The 18,902-nt window shown below is 57.2% G+C and carries 20 protein-coding genes; 7 read left to right on the forward strand and 13 right to left on the reverse strand.

From position 1 onward, the window contains the following. Window positions 1–19 precede the first annotated feature (19 nt). The 6 genes from ACYZTM_RS11930 to ACYZTM_RS11955 all read left to right on the forward strand — a co-directional run bounded on the left by ACYZTM_RS11930 (window position 20) and on the right by ACYZTM_RS11955 (window position 6,432). A complete protein-coding gene (locus ACYZTM_RS11930; RefSeq protein WP_461988809.1) occupies window positions 20–1,054 on the forward strand; it encodes an ion channel in 1,035 nt (344 codons plus the stop codon). Beyond that, complete coding sequence (locus ACYZTM_RS11935; RefSeq protein WP_461988811.1) at window positions 1,041–1,718, forward strand: DUF2491 family protein; 678 nt, start codon at window positions 1,041–1,043, stop codon at window positions 1,716–1,718. The genes ACYZTM_RS11930 and ACYZTM_RS11935 overlap by 14 nt, the downstream gene beginning before the upstream one ends. A 15-nt stretch (window positions 1,719–1,733) precedes the next feature. Further along, window positions 1,734–2,162 carry a DUF350 domain-containing protein gene (locus ACYZTM_RS11940; RefSeq protein WP_131062034.1) on the forward strand — a complete coding sequence of 143 codons (429 nt, stop codon included), beginning with the start codon at window positions 1,734–1,736 and terminating at the stop codon, window positions 2,160–2,162. Window positions 2,163–2,180: 18 nt separating this feature from the next. Next, on the forward strand, window positions 2,181–2,900 hold the full coding sequence (locus ACYZTM_RS11945) for a DUF1190 domain-containing protein (protein WP_461988813.1): 720 nt from the start codon (window positions 2,181–2,183) through the stop codon (window positions 2,898–2,900). A 12-nt stretch (window positions 2,901–2,912) separates the two neighbouring features. Further along, the gene (locus tag ACYZTM_RS11950) at window positions 2,913–4,070 is read left to right on the forward strand and encodes a glutathionylspermidine synthase family protein (protein WP_461988815.1); all 1,158 of its coding nucleotides are present in this window, start codon (window positions 2,913–2,915) and stop codon (window positions 4,068–4,070) included. A gap of 157 nt (window positions 4,071–4,227) precedes the next feature. Continuing rightward, window positions 4,228–6,432, forward strand: coding sequence for an OsmC domain/YcaO domain-containing protein (locus tag ACYZTM_RS11955; RefSeq protein ID WP_461988817.1), 2,205 nt, complete (start codon window positions 4,228–4,230; stop codon window positions 6,430–6,432). Between the two features lie 70 nt (window positions 6,433–6,502). On the opposite strand, the gene ACYZTM_RS11960 is transcribed toward ACYZTM_RS11955, so the two are convergent. Next, window positions 6,503–7,036, reverse strand: coding sequence for a single-stranded DNA-binding protein (locus tag ACYZTM_RS11960; RefSeq protein WP_461988819.1), 534 nt, complete (start codon window positions 7,034–7,036; stop codon window positions 6,503–6,505). Window positions 7,037–7,045: 9 nt separating this feature from the next. Beyond that, window positions 7,046–8,443 (reverse strand): MFS transporter, encoded by a 1,398-nt coding sequence (locus ACYZTM_RS11965; RefSeq protein ID WP_461988821.1) that lies wholly within the window; start codon window positions 8,441–8,443, stop codon window positions 7,046–7,048. Between the two features lie 191 nt (window positions 8,444–8,634). On the opposite strand from ACYZTM_RS11965, the gene uvrA reads away from it, so the two are divergent. Then, window positions 8,635–11,469 (forward strand): excinuclease ABC subunit UvrA, encoded by a 2,835-nt coding sequence (uvrA, locus tag ACYZTM_RS11970; protein ID WP_131062040.1) that lies wholly within the window; start codon window positions 8,635–8,637, stop codon window positions 11,467–11,469. Window positions 11,470–11,534: 65 nt separating this feature from the next. On the opposite strand, the gene bfr is transcribed toward uvrA, so the two are convergent. The 11 genes from bfr to rpmD form a co-directional block, all read right to left on the reverse strand. Beyond that, window positions 11,535–11,999, reverse strand: coding sequence for a bacterioferritin (bfr, locus tag ACYZTM_RS11975; RefSeq protein WP_131062041.1), 465 nt, complete (start codon window positions 11,997–11,999; stop codon window positions 11,535–11,537). A gap of 149 nt (window positions 12,000–12,148) precedes the next feature. Next, a complete protein-coding gene (locus ACYZTM_RS11980) occupies window positions 12,149–13,603 on the reverse strand; it encodes a catalase (RefSeq protein WP_461988823.1) in 1,455 nt (484 codons plus the stop codon). Between the two features lie 207 nt (window positions 13,604–13,810). Continuing rightward, entirely contained in the window at window positions 13,811–14,197 is a 387-nt protein-coding gene (rplQ, locus tag ACYZTM_RS11985) for a 50S ribosomal protein L17 (protein WP_131062043.1), read from the reverse strand. A 42-nt stretch (window positions 14,198–14,239) separates the two neighbouring features. Next, on the reverse strand, window positions 14,240–15,241 hold the full coding sequence (locus ACYZTM_RS11990; protein ID WP_003176403.1) for a DNA-directed RNA polymerase subunit alpha: 1,002 nt from the start codon (window positions 15,239–15,241) through the stop codon (window positions 14,240–14,242). A 22-nt stretch (window positions 15,242–15,263) separates the two neighbouring features. Continuing rightward, window positions 15,264–15,884 carry a 30S ribosomal protein S4 gene (rpsD, locus tag ACYZTM_RS11995; protein WP_003210056.1) on the reverse strand — a complete coding sequence of 207 codons (621 nt, stop codon included), beginning with the start codon at window positions 15,882–15,884 and terminating at the stop codon, window positions 15,264–15,266. Between the two features lie 18 nt (window positions 15,885–15,902). Then, window positions 15,903–16,292 carry a 30S ribosomal protein S11 gene (gene rpsK, locus ACYZTM_RS12000; protein WP_002555466.1) on the reverse strand — a complete coding sequence of 130 codons (390 nt, stop codon included), beginning with the start codon at window positions 16,290–16,292 and terminating at the stop codon, window positions 15,903–15,905. A gap of 30 nt (window positions 16,293–16,322) precedes the next feature. Further along, window positions 16,323–16,679: a 30S ribosomal protein S13 gene (gene rpsM / locus ACYZTM_RS12005; RefSeq protein ID WP_003186020.1), complete on the reverse strand. Its 357-nt coding sequence runs from the start codon at window positions 16,677–16,679 to the stop codon at window positions 16,323–16,325. A gap of 130 nt (window positions 16,680–16,809) precedes the next feature. Then, window positions 16,810–16,926 (reverse strand): 50S ribosomal protein L36, encoded by a 117-nt coding sequence (gene rpmJ / locus ACYZTM_RS12010; protein WP_002555468.1) that lies wholly within the window; start codon window positions 16,924–16,926, stop codon window positions 16,810–16,812. 27 nt (window positions 16,927–16,953) lie between these two features. Next, window positions 16,954–18,282, reverse strand: a complete 1,329-nt coding sequence (secY, locus tag ACYZTM_RS12015) for a preprotein translocase subunit SecY (protein ID WP_008073883.1) — start codon at window positions 18,280–18,282, stop codon at window positions 16,954–16,956. After that, window positions 18,283–18,720 (reverse strand): 50S ribosomal protein L15, encoded by a 438-nt coding sequence (gene rplO / locus ACYZTM_RS12020; RefSeq protein WP_007896782.1) that lies wholly within the window; start codon window positions 18,718–18,720, stop codon window positions 18,283–18,285. A gap of 3 nt (window positions 18,721–18,723) precedes the next feature. Beyond that, window positions 18,724–18,900 (reverse strand): 50S ribosomal protein L30, encoded by a 177-nt coding sequence (rpmD, locus tag ACYZTM_RS12025; protein WP_003186033.1) that lies wholly within the window; start codon window positions 18,898–18,900, stop codon window positions 18,724–18,726. Between the last annotated feature and the right edge of the window lie 2 nt (window positions 18,901–18,902).

The following is an 18,902-nucleotide window of genomic DNA, read 5'->3' on the forward strand; positions in this document are numbered from 1 at the left end:
CCACGGAGTCAGGGACGAAATGTCGATTTTCCTTTTATTGCGCATGTACGCCTCGTCCCTCTTCCACCGCTTCGGCTGGGCAGGCCTGGTCATTGCCTTGGGCGTACACCTGATCACGGCTTATCTGGGCCTGGTGTTTCTGGGCGAACAACACCTCACCGCCCCCGCCACGTTTACTTACTTCTATCTCACCACCACACTCACCGTCGGCTATGGCGATCTCGCGCCGCAGACACCGGCGGGGCGAATTTTCGTGGCCACCTGGATCATGCTCGGGGGCATTGCGCTGCTGACGGCAGCCATCGGCAAAACCACCAGCAGTGTCATCGATGCATGGAGAAAAGGCATGAAGGGCAAAGGCGATTTCACCGGCAAGGTCGGCCATACGGTTCTCATCGGCTGGGAAGGCGCGTCCAGCGAGCGGGTCATTGAATTGTTGCTTCAGGACGAAACCTCGAACGACAACCTGATCGTCATTTGCGATTGCACCCTTGAAGAAAACCCGATGCCGGGCAAAGCGACCTTTATCAAAGGTGAAAGCCTGTCCTCCGTGGCGTTGTTGCTGCGCGCCGGCGTTCCTGGTGCCGAACGCGTCCTGGTGCGAACCCATTCAGACGACCTGACCCTGGCCACCGTGCTGGCGGTCAATCAACTGAAACCTGTCGGGCATGTGGTCGCCCATTTTAATGACAGTGAAGTCGCTGCGCTCGCCAGCGCCTACGCGCCCAGCCTGGAATGCACCTCAAGCATGGCCATCGAGATGCTGGTGCGCGCCTCTCAGGATCCGGGCTCGTCAGTGGTCATCAATGAACTGCTGTGCGTGGGCCAAGGCGCCACCCAATACCTGATGAAACTGCCCGAGGCCTTCGAAGCCACGTTCGGCGATCTGTACACTCGGATGAAAGAACACCACAACGCCACGCTCATCGGCTATCGCGCCAAAGGTGCCCAACAACCGTCGATCAACCCGCCCAGCGCTACGCGCGTTGAGGGCGGCGAACTCTTCTACATCGCCTCCACTCGCCTCAAGGAAATCTCCAATGGGATGGTTTAAACAGTTGATGGGGCTTGAGGCCCCGAACGCGACGACAGAGTCGAAATGGACCGCCAACGAAACTCCGCCACAGGCCACCGGCCCGTTGGGCCTGGGATTGGGCAAAGGTGTGATGTTCGACACGACCTTGAAATTGTTGCTCGACGAAAAAACCACGGTGACCATCCCGGGCTCCCAGCAGATCTGGAGCAACGGCACCGTCGATCTCGGGCAATCGACCTGGCTGTCGCGCTATTACATGAACGACGAAGATTACTGGCTGCAAGTGCACACCACCGGCGACATCGCCGGGCAGGTCGAGTCGGTGATCCTGTTCAACTACCTCAGTTACATCACCATCAGCAGTGAAGCGGAGCTGCGTCGACTGGCCGGTCCGCAAAGCCTGATCGGGCTGCCGACCTACACCCATAACGGCGTCGAATACACCCGCGAATGGGGCACAGAGGATGGCCAGACAGAATTGGTGACACTGAGCGAACAGCTGAAAAACCCGGAGGAGTCCTACGGCATCGAGCACCGTTCGATGCTGTACGCCCGCGAAACCGGCCTGACCGATCGCCGGGAATTCCTGCTGTTTTCCGTCGAAGAAGACGCCGAAGGCACCATCAGCTTGAGCACATCGCTGGGCATCTCGCTGTACACAACCGACCTGAATACGTTCTGAAAAAGGAAGAAGTTCATGCTAGAAGCACTCTCCATCTCCCTGAACAAAGCCGCCGTGTTCGGGTTTGTCGCGTACATCCTCGGCGCCGCTGTGCTGTTCGCGCTGTTCCAGTTCATCTACACCCGTATCACCCCGCACAAGGAATTCGAACTGATCCGCTCGGGCAACGTCGCCGCCGCAATCGCTCTGGGCGGCGCCCTCATCGGTTTCGCGATTCCGGCCAGCAATGTGATTGCCTACTCGATCAGCCTGCTCGACTTCGTCGTCTGGTCGCTGATCGCGGCAGTCGTGCAACTGCTGGCGTTCCTGGTGACCAGCCTGGTGTTGAAAGGCACTTCTGAACGGATCAAGAAAGGCGAAATCGCGGCGGGTGTCTATGTCGCGGCCGTGGCCATCAGCGTTGGCATGTTGAACGCCGCCTGCATGACCCCTACCCCGAACTGATTGCGCACGGAGCTCCCGATGAAACGAAGCAAGTACGTTCAACTGTCGCTGGCAGCCTCGGTCGCCATGGCGATATCAGGCTGCGGGCCGACAGAAAAAACTTACCCGGTGCAGAAGAAATACAACTTCCAGTCCGTTCAGCAATGCTCCGATGAAAAACTCCCGGTGGACGTCTGCTCGGACGCCTACATGACCGCCATGGCCGAGCATCGCCGCATTGCGCCGGTGTACGACAGCCAGGCCGATTGCGATGCCGACTTTGTCGCCGACTGGTGCCAGCAGGATTCCGCCGGCAGGTTCATCCCCAAGCTCGGTGGTTTCGAATTGACCGCCGATGGCCAGGTGACGCAATCCCAAGTGGACGCGGCCAAGGCGCAATTGCCGGCCTCGGAAGCGGCGAACAGTGGTGGCTCGGGCTTCTCCACCAGCAGCCTTTTGACCGGCCTGCTGATCGGCAACATGCTGAGCAGCAACCGCAACAGCTACAACTCCGAGCCGGTGTACCGCTATCGCGATGATCGCGGCAGCTATTCGAACTCGACACTCAGCCAGCGGATTTCCAAGGGCTCGACGTTTAACAAGTCCAATCAGGCGAGGTACGGCAGCAGCAACTACGCCGACTCGGTCCGTTCTTCTACCAGCAAGCCGGTTTCCGTTGCCTCGTCCACCTCCCGTGGCGGCTTTGGCAGCAAGGCCAGCGCACGCAGCGGCTGGGGCGGCGGCGGATCGAGCAGTTAAGGGGACCGGGGCATGAAGAAAATCCAATGCGCAGAGCGTCCTGACTGGAAACAGACGGCCGAGGGTCTCGGCTTTCTGTTCCATACCATCGACAACGAACCCTACTGGGACGAGAGCGCGTATTACCAATTCACGCTCAAGCAAATCGAGAACGATCTCGAAGATCCGACCACCGAGATCCATGAGATGTGCATGGACCTGGTGGCCCGTGTGGTTCAGAGCGAGGAGCTGCTGGAGCGCCTGAGCATCCCCGCGCCATTCTTCGACATGGTTCGCACCTCATGGCTCGAAGGTCACCCGCACCTGTACGGGCGCATGGACTTCTCCTACAACGGCACCGGCCCCGCCAAGTTGCTGGAACTCAACTACGACACGCCGACCAGCCTGTATGAGGCCGCGGCATTTCAGTGGGGCTGGTTGGAGCAATGCATCGAACGCGGCTTGCTGCCCAAGCATGCCGACCAGTTCAACAGCATCGACACCAAACTGCATCAGGCCTTCGCTCAATTGCAGCTCAAGCAGCCCTTCTACTTCGCCTCGATGAAAGACTCTGTCGAAGACAAAGGCACCACTGATTACCTGCGGCTGGTGGCGGAAAAGGTCGGCATCGAATCACGCCACATCGATATCGAAGACATCGGCCTGACCAGTGACGGGCGTTTCGTGGACCTTGAGGATCGCTGGATTCCTCACCTGTTCAAGCTGCACGCCTGGGAATTCATCTTCCACGAGCCCTTTGGTGCAGCGATTGCCCAGAGTGATACGCAGTTTTTCGAGCCAGCCTGGAAATCCATCATCTCCAACAAAGGCATCCTGCCGCTGTTGTGGGAGTTCAACAAAGGTCATCCAAACCTGCTCGCGGCCCACCTGGATACCGATCCGAACAAAGCGGTGCCCAAGGGCTGGGTGCGCAAGCCATTCTTCTCGCGGGAAGGCGCCAACATCGAGCTGCAAACCGCCGAAGGTCTGATCGTGAAAGAGGACGGCCCCTATACCGATGCGCCGTTTATCCTTCAGGAATTCGCGCCACTGCCGAAGTTTGGCGACAGCTATACGCTGATTGGTTCCTGGGTGATCGGCGATCAGGCGGCCGGTATCGGCGTGCGTGAGGACAACAGCTTGATCACCAAGGATTCGAGTCGATTCTTGCCGCATCTGATACTCGACTGATCCTCCGTCACCCCACTAAAAAAGCCCGGTGCCGTGCATCGGGCATTGGGGCGAAACAGGTGTAAACCTGATCGAGAACCAGACAACCACAAGACTTACCGCTGAAAAGCCGGATAATGGCGGCCAAATCGTCTAGCCGTTATTCTGGTAATCCCCCATGGAAATCAAGGTCAACTTTCTCGACAACCTTCGACTTGAAGCCAAGTTCGATGACTTCACGGTGGTGGCCGATCAACCTATCCGCTACAAGGGCGATGGCTCGGCACCGGGCCCGTTCGACTACTTCCTGGCTTCGTCGGCGTTGTGCGCTGCGTATTTTGTGAAGTTGTACTGCAGCACGCGCAACATCCCCACGGATAACATCCGTCTGTCGCAGAACAATATTGTTGACCCGGAAAACCGCTACAACCAGATTTTCAAGATCCAGGTCGAGTTGCCGGCGGACATCTCCGACAAGGACCGCCAGGGCATCCTGCGTTCCATCGACCGTTGCACCGTGAAAAAAGTGGTGCAAGCCGGGCCTGAGTTTGTGATCGAAGAAGTGGAAAACCTCGACGCCGACGCCCAGGCATTGCTGATGCCGGCTTCCAGTTCAGAGGCAAGCACTTATATTGCGGGCAAGGATCTACCGCTGGAGCAAACCATCGCCAATATGTCGGCCATTCTGGCGGACCTGGGCATGAAGATTGAAATCGCCTCGTGGCGCAACATCGTGCCCAATGTCTGGTCGCTGCATATCCGCGATGCGCACTCGCCGATGTGCTTCACCAACGGCAAGGGCGCCACCAAGGAAGGCGCGTTGGCGTCGGCGTTGGGCGAGTTTATCGAGCGACTCAACTGCAACTTCTTCTACAACGACCAGTTCTGGGGCGAAGACATCGCCAACGCGGCGTTTGTGCACTACCCGGACGAACGCTGGTTCAAGCCTGGCCGCAAAGATGCACTGCCGACCGAAATTCTCGACGAATACTGCCTGAAGATTTACAACCGCGACGGCGAGCTGCGCGGCTCCCATCTGATCGATACCAACTCGGGCAATGAAGAGCGCGGCATCTGCTCGTTGCCGTACGTGCGCCAGTCGGACGGCGAGGTGGTGTATTTCCCGTCCAACCTGATTGAAAACCTGTTCCTGAGCAACGGCATGAGTGCCGGTAACACGCTGGCCGAAGCCCAGGTGCAGTGCCTGTCGGAAATCTTCGAGCGCGCGGTAAAACGCGAAATCATCGAAGGTGAATTTGCCCTGCCGGATGTGCCGGCCAACGTGCTGGCGAAGTACCCGGGGATACTGGCCGGTATTCAGGCGCTGGAAGAGCAAGGGTTCCCCGTGCTGGTGAAAGATGCCTCCCTGGGCGGTGAATTCCCGGTGATGTGCGTCACGTTGATGAACCCGCGTACCGGCGGTGTGTTCGCCTCGTTCGGCGCGCACCCGAGCCTGGAAGTGGCGCTGGAACGCAGCCTGACCGAATTGCTCCAGGGTCGCAGCTTCGAAGGCCTCAACGACTTGCCTCAGCCGACGTTTGAAGGTCATGCGGTGACCGAGCCGAATAACTTCGTCGAGCACTTTATCGACTCCAGCGGCGTGGTGTCGTGGCGCTTCTTCAGCTCCAAGTCGGATTACGAATTCGTGGAGTGGGACTTCTCGGGCCAGGGTGAAAACTCGAATACCGACGAAGCCGCGACCTTGTTCGGCATTCTCGAAGGCATGGGCAAGCAAGTGTACATGGCGGTCTACGAGCATATCGGCGCGACGGCGTGCCGCATCCTGGTGCCGGACTATTCGGAGATCTATCCCGCGGACGATCTGATTTGGGATAACACCAACAAAGCGCTGTTCTTCCGCGCCGATATCCTGAACCTGCATCGCCTGGACGAAGAAGAACTGCAAGCGCTGGTTGAACGTCTGGTGGAAAGCGAGCTGGACGACTACACCGACATCACGTCCTTGATCGGCATCGAATTTGACGACAATACCGCCTGGGGTCAGCTGACAATCCTGGAGTTGAAGCTGCTGATTTATCTCGCCTTGCAGCAATATGAAGAGGCGAAAGAGGCAGTGGAAATGTTCCTGCAGTACAACGACAACACGGTTGAGCGCGGCTTGTTCTACCAGGCCGTCAATGTGGTGCTGGAGATGAAGCTGGACGAAGACCTGGAACTGGAAGACTACGAGGCCAACTTCCGCCGGATGTTTGGCAGCGAGCGGACGGATGCAGCGATTGGATCGGTGGACGGCAGCGTGCGCTTCTTTGGCTTGACGCCTACGAGCATGAAACTGGAGGGGCTCGATAGGCACCTGCGGCTGATCGATAGCTACAAAAAACTGCATACGGCGCGGGCCAACGTGACCGCTTTATCCCGTTAAACAGCGCCAACAAAAAAGCGAAGCCACATGGCTTCGCTTTTTTGTTTACGGTGTCTGAAAAAGCTGCGGATCAGAACGGGATATCGTCATCGAAGCTGTCGAAATCCGGAGCCGGTTGCGGAGCCTGCTGTGGTGCTGGACGCGACTGTTGCGGAGCCGATTGCTGGGCTGCCGACTGCTGTGGACGCGGAGCCTGCTGGCGTGGGGCCGGAGCGGACTGCTGATAGTTGTTGCCCCCGCCTTGTTGGTCGCCCTGCTGTGGACGGCCGCCGAGCAGTTGCATGGTGCCTTGCATGTCGACCACGATTTCGGTGGTGTAACGCTTGATACCGTCTTTTTCCCACTCGCGGGTCTGCAGCTTGCCTTCGATGTAGACCTGCGAACCTTTACGCAGGTATTCGCCGGCGATCTCGGCAACCTTGCCGAACATCGACACACGGTGCCATTCAGTCTTTTCGACTTTCTGACCGGTTTGCTTGTCGGTCCACTGTTCGCTGGTCGCCAGACTCAGGTTGGTCACGGCGTTACCGTTAGGCAAGTAGCGAACTTCGGGATCCTGGCCGCAAGTGCCGACCAATATGACTTTGTTAACCCCACGGGCCATAACGTTCTCCTAGGCTACGCACGCTGCCTCGGGCGGGTTGTTCACCAGACGCTCGAGGGTGGTGCGATCCAATAGTTCGGTGTCCAATTTTATGTAAATCGCCGCTTCATCTTCGACGATCACTGCATCTGTTACCCCTACAACGGCCTTCAGGCGCTCGACCAGACCCGCTTCGCGGATCGCCTCGGGCGACAACGGCAAGCGCAGGCTCGTCACGTAAGGTGGTTCGCGCATGGTAACAGCAAAGGCCAGCCAGAGGGCAGCCAGGCCGGCGCATCCGAGGAATACAACCGACAAACCGCCGTGCTGGAACATCCAGCCGCCGAGGATCCCGCCCAGCGCCGAACCGAGGAACTGGCTGGTGGAATAAACCCCCATCGCCGTGCCCTTGCCGCCTGCCGGTGAAACCTTGCTGATCAGCGATGGCAACGAAGCTTCCAGCAGATTGAACGCGGTAAAGAACACCACCGTTCCGATCACCAGAGCCCGCAGGCTATCGCCGAACTGCCAGAAGAATAGCTCAGTGAGCATCAGCGTCAGCACCGCGCCCAATAAAACTCGTTTCATTTTGCGTTTCTTCTCGCCGTAGATAATGAACGGGATCATGGCGAAGAAGGAAATCAGCAGCGCGGTCAGGTACACCCACCAGTGCTGCTCTTTAGGCAGCCCAGCTTTTTCGACCAGGGCCAGGGGCAATGCAACGAAGCTCGACATCAACATCGCGTGCAACACAAAAATGCCCAGGTCCAGGCGCAACAGGTCCGGATGCTTGAGCGTCGGGATCAGCACCGCACGCGCGACGCCGGATTCACGGTGCTGCAACGGGCCGGTGGAACGCGGCACCATGAACATCACGATCACAATGCCGAACAGCGCCATGCCGCCCGTGGCGAGGAACAGCCCGGACAGACCGAAAGCACGGGTCAACAACGGTCCCACAACCATAGCGACGGCGAACGACAGACCGATCGTCATGCCGATCATGGCCATGGCTTTAGTCCGATGCTGCTCGCGGGTCAGGTCCGACAGCAACGCCATGACCGCTGCTGAAATCGCCCCGGCGCCTTGCAGGATGCGTCCAGCGATGACGCCCCAGATTGAATCGGCATTGGCTGCCAGCACGCTACCGAGGGCGAAGATGATCAGCCCCAGGTAAATCACCGGACGACGGCCGATGCGGTCGGAGATGAAGCCGAATGGAATCTGAAAGATCGCCTGGGTCAGGCCGTAAGCGCCGATCGCCAGCCCGATGAGGGCCGGGGTCGCTCCTGCCAGATCCATCCCATAGGTCGCCAGAACCGGCAACACCATGAACATGCCAAGCATACGGAAGGCGAACACAAGGGCCAGACCGCTTGCTGCGCGGGTCTCACTGCCACTCATGCGTTCGCTGTGGGGATCGTGCATGGAAAAACCTCATGTGAACCGGCGGCGATTCTACCAGTCCCATCGATTGACGGGGTATATCGCGACGCTTTGACGCGCTCCGCTGACAGACTCTTCATGTAAGACATCATCCCGCTCGTTTGATAGTGTGCATCCATCCAGTATTTGGCCGTATACTCCTACGTTTTCGACGCCCGCCAAGCGAGGCCACTTTGGACAAGATCCTGATTCGTGGGGCCCGAACCCACAACCTGAAGAACATCGACCTGACCCTGCCACGGGACAAACTGATCGTCATCACCGGCCTGTCCGGATCCGGCAAATCGTCCCTGGCATTCGACACGCTGTATGCCGAAGGCCAGCGCCGCTACGTCGAATCACTGTCGGCTTATGCCCGGCAGTTTTTGTCGATGATGGAAAAACCTGACGTCGACACCATCGAAGGTTTGTCACCCGCCATTTCCATCGAACAGAAGTCGACCTCGCACAACCCGCGCTCGACGGTCGGCACCATCACCGAAATCTACGACTACCTGCGTCTGCTTTACGCACGCGTGGGTATTCCTCGCTGCCCGGATCACGACATTCCGCTGGAAGCGCAAACCGTCAGCCAGATGGTTGATCTGGTCCTCGCGCAACCGGAGGGCAGCAAGCTTATGCTGCTGGCACCCGTAATCCGCGAGCGCAAAGGCGAACACCTTTCGGTCTTCGAAGAGTTGCGCGCCCAAGGCTTTGTACGGGCCCGGGTCAACGGCAGGATCTGCGAACTGGATGAGCTGCCGAAGCTGGATAAGCAAAAGAAGCATTCGATTGATGTAATAGTCGACCGCTTCAAGGTCCGTGCCGATCTGCAGCAGCGCCTGGCCGAGTCGTTCGAGACCGCGCTGAAACTGGCCGACGGCATTGCCCTGGTTGCGCCGATGGACGACGAACCGGGCGAAGAAATCATCTTCTCCGCGCGCTTCGCCTGCCCGATTTGCGGCCACGCCATCAGCGAACTGGAACCCAAGCTGTTCTCCTTCAACAACCCGGCCGGTGCCTGCCCGACCTGCGATGGTCTGGGCGTGAAGCAGTTCTTCGACATCAAGCGCTTGGTGAACGGCGAGCTGACGTTGGCCGAGGGCGCGATTCGCGGGTGGGACAGGCGCAACGTCTATTACTTCCAGATGCTTGGCTCGCTGGCTTCGCACTACAAGTTCAGCCTCGAAGTGCCGTTCAACGACCTGCCGGCCGAACAGCAGAAATACATCCTGCACGGTAGCGGCTCGCAGAACGTCGACTTCAAATACCTGAACGACCGTGGCGATATCGTCAAACGCTCGCACCCGTTCGAAGGCATCGTACCGAACCTGGAACGCCGCTACCGCGAAACCGAGTCGGCTTCGGTGCGTGAAGAGCTGGCCAAGTTCCTTAGCACCCAGCCTTGCCCGGATTGCCGTGGCACGCGCTTGCGTCGTGAGGCGCGGCACGTTTGGGTGGGTGAGAAGACGCTGCCGGCGGTAACCAATCTGCCGATTGGCGATGCTTGTGAGTATTTCGGTGTGCTGAAGCTCACTGGGCGCCGCGGCGAAATTGCCGACAAGATTCTCAAGGAAATTCGCGAGCGCCTGCAGTTCCTGGTCAACGTGGGGCTCGACTATCTTTCGCTGGATCGCAGTGCCGACACATTGTCCGGTGGTGAAGCTCAGCGGATTCGCTTGGCCAGTCAGATTGGCGCCGGCCTGGTGGGGGTTCTGTACATCCTCGATGAACCGTCGATTGGTCTGCATCAACGTGATAACGATCGGTTGCTCGGCACCCTCAAGCACCTGCGCGACATCGGCAACACGGTAATTGTGGTCGAGCACGACGAAGATGCGATTCGCCTGGCAGATTATGTGGTGGATATCGGACCGGGCGCGGGTGTCCACGGTGGGCATATTGTTGCCGAAGGTACGCCGGCCGAGGTCATGGCTCACCCTGATTCGTTGACAGGCAAGTACTTGTCGGGCCGGGTGAAGATTGCCGTTCCAGCCAAGCGCACACCGCGTAACAAGAAGTTGTCGCTGTCCCTCAAGGGTGCTCGCGGCAACAACTTGCGCAATGTCGACCTGGACATTCCGATTGGTCTGTTGACGTGTGTGACCGGTGTATCAGGCTCGGGCAAGTCGACGCTGATCAACAACACGCTGTTTCCTTTGAGCGCTACGGCACTCAACGGTGCCACGACGCTTGAGGCGGCCGCTCACGACAGCATCAAGGGCCTTGAGCATCTGGATAAGGTCGTCGACATCGACCAGAGCCCGATCGGCCGTACGCCGCGCTCCAACCCGGCGACCTACACCGGGCTGTTCACGCCGATTCGTGAATTGTTCGCCGGTGTACCGGAGTCCCGCTCACGCGGTTATGGCCCGGGACGCTTCTCCTTCAACGTGAAGGGTGGACGCTGCGAAGCGTGCCAGGGCGATGGCCTGATCAAGGTGGAAATGCACTTCCTGCCGGACATCTATGTCCCGTGCGACGTCTGCAAGAGCAAGCGTTACAACCGCGAGACTCTGGAGATCAAGTACAAGGGCAAGAACATCCACGAAACCCTCGAGATGACCATCGAGGAAGCGCGGGTGTTCTTCGATGCGGTTCCGGCCCTGGCGCGCAAGCTTCAGACGTTGATGGATGTGGGGCTGTCCTACATCAAGCTGGGGCAATCGGCGACCACGCTGTCCGGCGGTGAAGCGCAGCGGGTCAAGCTGTCCCGCGAACTGTCCAAGCGCGATACCGGCAAGACGCTGTACATCCTCGACGAGCCGACCACTGGCCTGCACTTCGCGGATATTCAGCAACTGCTCGACGTCCTGCATCGACTGCGCGATCACGGCAACACCGTGGTGGTGATCGAGCACAACCTGGATGTGATCAAGACGGCTGACTGGCTGGTGGACCTGGGGCCGGAAGGCGGTTCCAAGGGCGGGCAGATTATTGCTGTCGGTACGCCAGAAGAAGTGTCCGAGATGAAGCAGTCTCACACCGGCTTCTACCTCAAGCCGCTACTGGCTCGCGACAGGGACTGATTCGACCCCATGAAAAAGCCCCTGTCACTTTATCGGTGACAGGGGCTTTTTTGTATCTGGAGCAATCAGGCGTGGGATTGCAGGTAGTTCTCAAGACCGATCAACTTGATCAGACCCATCTGCTTTTCAAGCCAGTAGGTGTGGTCTTCTTCGGTGTCATGCAATTGAACCCGCAGCATCTCGCGGCTGACATAGTCCTTGTGCTGCTCGCAGAGCTGGATACCCTTGCAGAGTGCGGCGCGGACTTTGTATTCCAGGCGCAGGTCAGCGGCGAGCATGTCAGGCACCGTGGTGCCGACATCGAGATCGTCCGGACGCATGCGCGGCGTGCCTTCCAGCATCAGGATACGACGCATCAGGGCATCGGCGTGCCCTGCTTCTTCTTCCATCTCGTGGTTGATTCGTTCGTAGAGCTTGGTGAATCCCCAGTCCTCATACATCCGCGAATGAACGAAATATTGATCACGCGCGGCCAATTCGCCGGTCAGCAACGTGTTGAGGTAATCGATTACGTCTGGGTGGCCTTGCATCGCCCTACATCTCCCTGCTTGAAAGTCTGTAGTTTGAACCAAGGCGACTGTTTGGTCACTTCGTTTGCGGGATAAAAGCGAAGATATTCTGAGAAAAGTGGTTTAAATAACGCAAAAACCGCCCAAATGAGGGCGGTTCTGCTTCTCGTTTAGACTTCGTTAAGCTGTACGTTGAGTGCCTTTGCGATTGCTTCTCCGTACGCTGGGTCAGCCTTGAAGAAATGCTGCAACTGACGATCGACCACATCACTGGAAACACCGCCCATCGCCCCGGCAATGTTGTTGACCAACAGTGCTTTCTGCTCGTCGCTCATCAGTCGAAACAGCGCCCCGGCGTGGCTGTAGTAGTCGGTGTCTTCGCGATGATCGTAACGATCAGCGGCGCCGCTCAATGCCAAAGGTGGCTCAGCAAAGCGAGGCGCTTGTTTTGGCGACTCGACGTAACTGTTCGGCTCATAGTTAGGTGCCGCACCGCCATTGCTGCCGAACGCCATCGAACCATCGCGCTGATAGCTATTGACCGGACTGCGCGGTGCGTTCACTGGCAGTTGTTGATGGTTGGTGCCAATGCGGTAGCGGTGAGCGTCCGCGTAAGCGAACACGCGGCCCTGGAGCATGCGATCCGGCGAGAGGCCAACACCCGGGACCATGTTGCTCGGACCGAACGCCGCTTGCTCGACTTCAGCGAAGTAGTTCTGCGGATTGCGGTTGAGTTCCAGTTCACCCACCTCGATCAGCGGAAACTCTTTCTGCGACCAGGTTTTGGTCACGTCGAACGGGTTTTCGTAATATGCGGCGGCTTGGGCCTCGGTCATGATCTGGATGCACACACGCCATTTCGGGAAGTCACCGCGCTCAATCGCCCCGAACAGGTCACGCTGCGCGTAATCCGGATCGGTACCGGCCAATCGCGCGGCATCTGCAGGCGCCAGGTTCTTGATCCCTTGTTTGGTCTTGTAGTGCCACTTCACCCAGTGCCGCTCGCCATTGGCGTTTATCAGGCTGTAGGTATGGCTGCCGAAGCCGTGCATATGACGATAGCCGTCAGGAATGCCGCGATCAGAGAACAGAATAGTGACTTGGTGCAGGGACTCAGGCGAGTGCGACCAGAAGTCCCACATCATCTGCGCGCTTTTCAGATTGCTTTGCGGCAGACGCTTCTGGGTATGGATAAAGTCCGGGAATTTTAGCGGATCACGGATGAAAAATACCGGCGTGTTGTTGCCGACGATGTCCCAGTTACCTTCTTCGGTGTAGAACTTCAGGGCAAAGCCGCGTGGATCGCGCTCGGTGTCGGCCGAACCGCGCTCGCCGCCGACAGTGGAAAACCGCAGGAACGTCGGGGTTTGCTTGCCGACCGATTCAAACAGTTTGGCACTGGTGTATTCGGTGATGTCGCGAGTAACGGTAAACGTGCCGTAAGCACCCGAGCCTTTGGCATGTACACGACGCTCAGGGATGTTCTCACGGTTGAAGTGGGCAAGCTTCTCGATCAGGTGGAAGTCGTCGAGCAGCAGCGGGCCACGAGGGCCGGCGGAACGGGAATTCTGGTTGTCGGCGACAGGAGCGCCACTGGCGGTGGTAAGCGTTTTATTTTGGCTCATGCGATCTCTTCCTCTGTCAGTCTTTAACTGCCGGCTAATCGGCTGAGAGGGAGTATTGATCACGAACGTTACAGCTACAAATTCATTAACTTGCGGTTATCGATAGAAAATTACTAATTACGTTTCTGATTATGCATCGAAGGGATACTTTCGAGCGCGCACAAAAAACCGGGCACTAGGCCCGGTTTTTCGTTTCAGACTGACGTCTTACTCAGCGGATACAGCTTCACCACCGGCAGGACGATCAACCAACTCGACGTACGCCATTGGCGCGTTGTCGCCAGTGCGGAAACCGCACTTGAGGATGCGCAGGTAGCCACCCTCACGGGTAGCGTAACGCTTGCCCAGGTCGTTGAAGAGCTTACCAACGATAGCTTTCGAACGAGTACGGTCGAAAACCAGACGGCGGTTTGCAAGGCTGTCTGTCTTGGCCAAAGTGATCAGCGGCTCAGCAACGCGACGCAGTTCTTTAGCTTTCGGCAGTGTAGTTTTGATCAGCTCGTGCTCGAACAGCGACACTGCCATGTTTTGAAACATGGCCTTGCGGTGCGAGCTAGTGCGGCTCAGGTGACGACCACTTTTACGATGACGCATGGTTCATTCCTTACCAAACACAACGTTCGGTGATTACGACGATCAGGCAGTCGCCTTGTCGTCCTTCTTAAGACTTGCAGGCGGCCAGTTGTCGAGGCGCATGCCGAGGGACAGACCGCGGGAGGCCAGAACGTCCTTGATTTCAGTCAAGGATTTCTTGCCAAGGTTCGGAGTCTTCAACAGCTCTACTTCGGTACGCTGAATCAGGTCACCGATGTAGTAGATGTTTTCCGCCTTAAGGCAGTTAGCCGAACGTACAGTCAGTTCCAGATCGTCAACCGGGCGAAGCAGGATCGGATCGATCTCGTCTTCCTGCTCGATAACCACTGGCTCACTGTCACCTTTGAGGTCGACGAACGCAGCCAACTGCTGTTGCAGAATGGTTGCAGCGCGGCGGATAGCCTCTTCAGGATCCAGAGTACCGTTGGTTTCCAGATCAATAACCAGCTTGTCCAGGTTAGTACGCTGCTCGACACGGGCGTTTTCCACCACGTATGCGATACGGCGAACCGGGCTGAACGAAGAGTCAAGCTGCAAGCGACCGATGCTGCGGCTTTCGTCTTCATCGCTCTGACGCGAGTCTGCCGGTTCATAACCACGACCACGAGCTACGGTGAGCTTCATGTTCAGGGCGCCGTTAGACGCCAGGTTAGCGATTACGTGATCGGGGTTAACGATCTCGACATCATGATCCAGCTGAATATCGGCAGCGGTAACCACCCCCGAACCCTTCTTCGACAAGGTCAGCGTAACTTCGTCACGACCGTGCAGCTTGATAGCCAGACCTTTAAGGTTCAACAGGATTTCAATTACGTCTTCCTGTACGCCTTCGATGGCGCTGTACTCATGGAGCACACCGTCAATCTCGGCCTCGACTACTGCACAGCCGGGCATTGAGGACAACAGGATGCGGCGCAGCGCGTTGCCCAGGGTGTGGCCGAAACCACGCTCGAGAGGCTCGAGAGTGATCTTGGCGCGGGTTGGACTGACAACCTGCACATCAATATGGCGGGGTGTCAGGAACTCATTTACCGAAATCTGCATGGATGCACCTATTTTCTAGCCCTTACTTGGAGTAGAGCTCGACAATCAGGCTTTCGTTGATGTCGGCGGACAGATCACTGCGAGCTGGAACGTTCTTGAAAACGCCCGACTTCTTCTCAGTGTCTACTTCTACCCATTCTACGCGGCCACGTTGGGCACACAGATCGAGAGCTTGGACAATGCGAAGTTGGTTCTTTGCTTTCTCGCGAATCGCGACCACGTCACCAGCACGAACCTGGTACGACGGCACGTTTACGGTCTGACCGTTAACGCTTACGGATTTGTGCGATACCAGCTGACGGGATTCGGCACGAGTAGAGCCAAAACCCATACGGTATACAACGTTGTCCAGACGGCATTCGAGCAGTTGCAGCAGGTTTTCACCGGTTGCACCTTTCTTGCCAGCTGCTTCTTTGTAGTAGCCGCTGAATTGACGCTCGAGAACGCCGTAGATACGACGGACCTTCTGCTTTTCACGCAGTTGGGTGCCGTAATCGGACTGGCGACCGCGGCGTTGGCCGTGGATACCAGGTGCTGCTTCGATGTTGCACTTCGATTCGATCGCGCGCACGCCGCTCTTCAGAAAGAGATCGGTGCCTTCACGACGAGCGAGTTTGCATTTTGGACCAATGTAACGAGCCATTCTTTACAATCTCCTGGATTACACGCGGCGCTTCTTCGGCGGACGGCACCCGTTGTGCGGGATTGGCGTCACGTCGGTGATGCTGGCGATCTTGTAGCCACAGCCGTTCAAAGCGCGGACTGCAGATTCACGACCTGGGCCTGGACCTTTGACGTTAACGTCGAGGTTTTTCAGACCGTATTCCAGCGCAGCTTGACCAGCACGTTCAGCAGCTACTTGAGCAGCAAACGGGGTGGACTTGCGGGAACCGCGGAAACCCGAACCACCGGAGGTAGCCCAGGAAAGAGCGTTGCCTTGACGGTCGGTGATGGTCACGATTGTGTTGTTAAAAGAAGCATGGATGTGGGCAATGCCATCAACCACTGTCTTTTTAACTTTTTTACGAGGACGAGCAGCAGGTTTAGCCATGATTAATTTCCTGTCGATTCGCTGGGGCGATTACTTGCGGATCGGCTTACGCGGACCTTTACGGGTACGCGCGTTAGTCTTGGTACGCTGACCGCGAACTGGAAGACCACGACGATGACGCAGACCGCGATAGCAACCGAGGTCCATCAAACGCTTGATTTTCATGTTGATTTCGCGACGCAGGTCACCTTCAGTGGTGAACTTCGCCACTTCGCCACGCAGCTGTTCAATCTGCTCGTCGCTCAGATCCTTGATCTTTGCGGCTGGGTTTACCCCAGTCACTGCACAGATCTTCTGCGCAGTAGTGCGACCAACACCATAGATGTAGGTCAGCGAGATAACAGTATGCTTGTTATCTGGAATGTTAACGCCTGCAATACGGGCCATTCAGTGGGACTCCAATTGACAGCTACCTACGCCCCGGAAGCCAAGAAATAGGGCGCGAGATAATATCGCTGTAATAACAAATAATCAACCCGGTAGCGCACTAGCTACCGGGCTTGAAGCACAATCACACTCAGCCTTGGCGCTGTTTGTGACGCGGTTCCGCGCTGCAAATTACTCGAACAACACCTTCGCGGCGAATAATTTTGCAGTTACGGCACAGCTTTTTCACCGATGCACGAACTTTCATCACCAACTCCTCGAACCTTATGGGTACTCAGCGCAACATGCCGCTGCCGTAACCCTTCAGGTTGGCTTTCTTCATCAGGGATTCGTACTGGTGCGAAACGAGGTGCGATTGTACTTGGGACATGAAGTCCATCACAACCACGACGACGATCAGCAACGAGGTCCCGCCAAGGTAGAACGGTACGTTTGCTGCAACCACCAGGAACTGGGGCAACAGACACACGGCCGTCATATATAGAGCACCGAACAGGGTCAAACGGGTCAGAACGCCATCAATGTAGCGCGCCGACTGCTCGCCTGGACGAATGCCCGGAATAAAGGCACCGGACTTCTTCAGGTTTTCCGCTACGTCTTTCGGATTGAACATCAACGCCGTATAGAAGAAGCAGAAGAAAATAATCCCTGCACTAAACAGCAGAATATTCAACGGCTGACCAGGAGCGATCGACTGCGAGATGTCCTGCAGCCAGCCCATACCTTCAGACTGACCAAACCAGGTACCCAACGAAGCCGGGAACAGCAAAATGCTGCTCGCGAAAATAGCCGGAATAACACCAGCCATGTTCACTTTCAACGGCAAGTGGCTGGTCTGCGCAGCGAAGACCTTGCGGCCCTGCTGACGCTTGGCGTAATGAACAGCAATACGCCGCTGACCACGCTCAATGAACACCACGAAACCGATAATCGCTACTGCCAACAAACCGATGGCAACCAAGGCGAAAATATTGATATCACCCTGACGCGCAGACTCGAAAGACTGCCCGATCGCCCTCGGAAGACCGGCGACGATACCTGCGAAAATCAACATCGAGATACCGTTGCCAACACCACGCTCAGTAATCTGCTCACCCAGCCACATCATGAACATCGCACCAGCCACAAACGTGGATACCGCGACGAAATGGAAGCCAAAGTCACCAGTGAACGATACGCCCTGCCCTGCCAGACCAATGGACATGCCAATTGCCTGAACGAGAGCGAGAACGACAGTGCCGTAGCGGGTGTACTGGGCAATCTTGCGACGCCCAGCTTCACCTTCCTTCTTCAACTGCTCCAGCTGCGGGCTCACGGCGGTCATCAGCTGCATGATGATCGATGCCGAAATGTACGGCATGATCCCCAGTGCAAAGATGCTCATCCGCTCCAGCGCACCGCCGGAAAACATGTTGAACAAGCTAAGAATGGTCCCCTCATTCTGTCGAAACAGGTCCGCGAGTCGGTCCGGGTTGATACCTGGAACCGGGATGTGTGCGCCTATTCGGTAGACGATAATCGCCAGGAACAGAAAACGCAGACGAGCCCAGAGTTCAGACATACCGCCTTTGCCGAGCGCAGAGAGAGCACCTTGCTTAGCCATTTATTCCTCGAACTTGCCGCCAGCTGCTTCGATAGCCGCACGCGCACCTTTGGTGGCGCCGATTCCCTTTCCGATGGTCACAGCGCGAGTAACTTCGCCGGACAGCATGATTTTCACACGCTGTACGTTGACGTTGATCACGTTGGCATCTTTCAGGGACTGCACGGTGACGATGTCGCCTTCCACTTTAGCCAGCTCGGACAAACGCACTTCTGCGCGATCCATGGCTTTCAGGGAAACGAAACCGAACTTCGGCAGGCGACGATGCAGCGGCTGTTGACCGCCTTCAAAGCCTGGAGCAATGGTGCCACCGGAGCGGGAGGACTGACCTTTGTGGCCACGGCCACCGGTCTTGCCCAAACCACTACCGATACCACGGCCCGGACGATGCTTTTCGCGACGGGAACCCGGCGCTGGACTCAGATCATTGAGTTTCATCGATTAACCCTCGACACGCAGCATGTAGTAAGCCTTGTTGATCATCCCGCGATTCTCGGGAGTATCAAGTACTTCTACAGTGTGACCGATGCGACGCAGACCCAGACCCTTAACGCACAGTTTGTGGTTAGGGATGCGGCCGGTCATGCTTTTGATCAGCGTAACTTTAACGGTAGCCATGA

It is taken from the genome of Pseudomonas sp. MDT2-39-1, assembly GCF_054898085.1.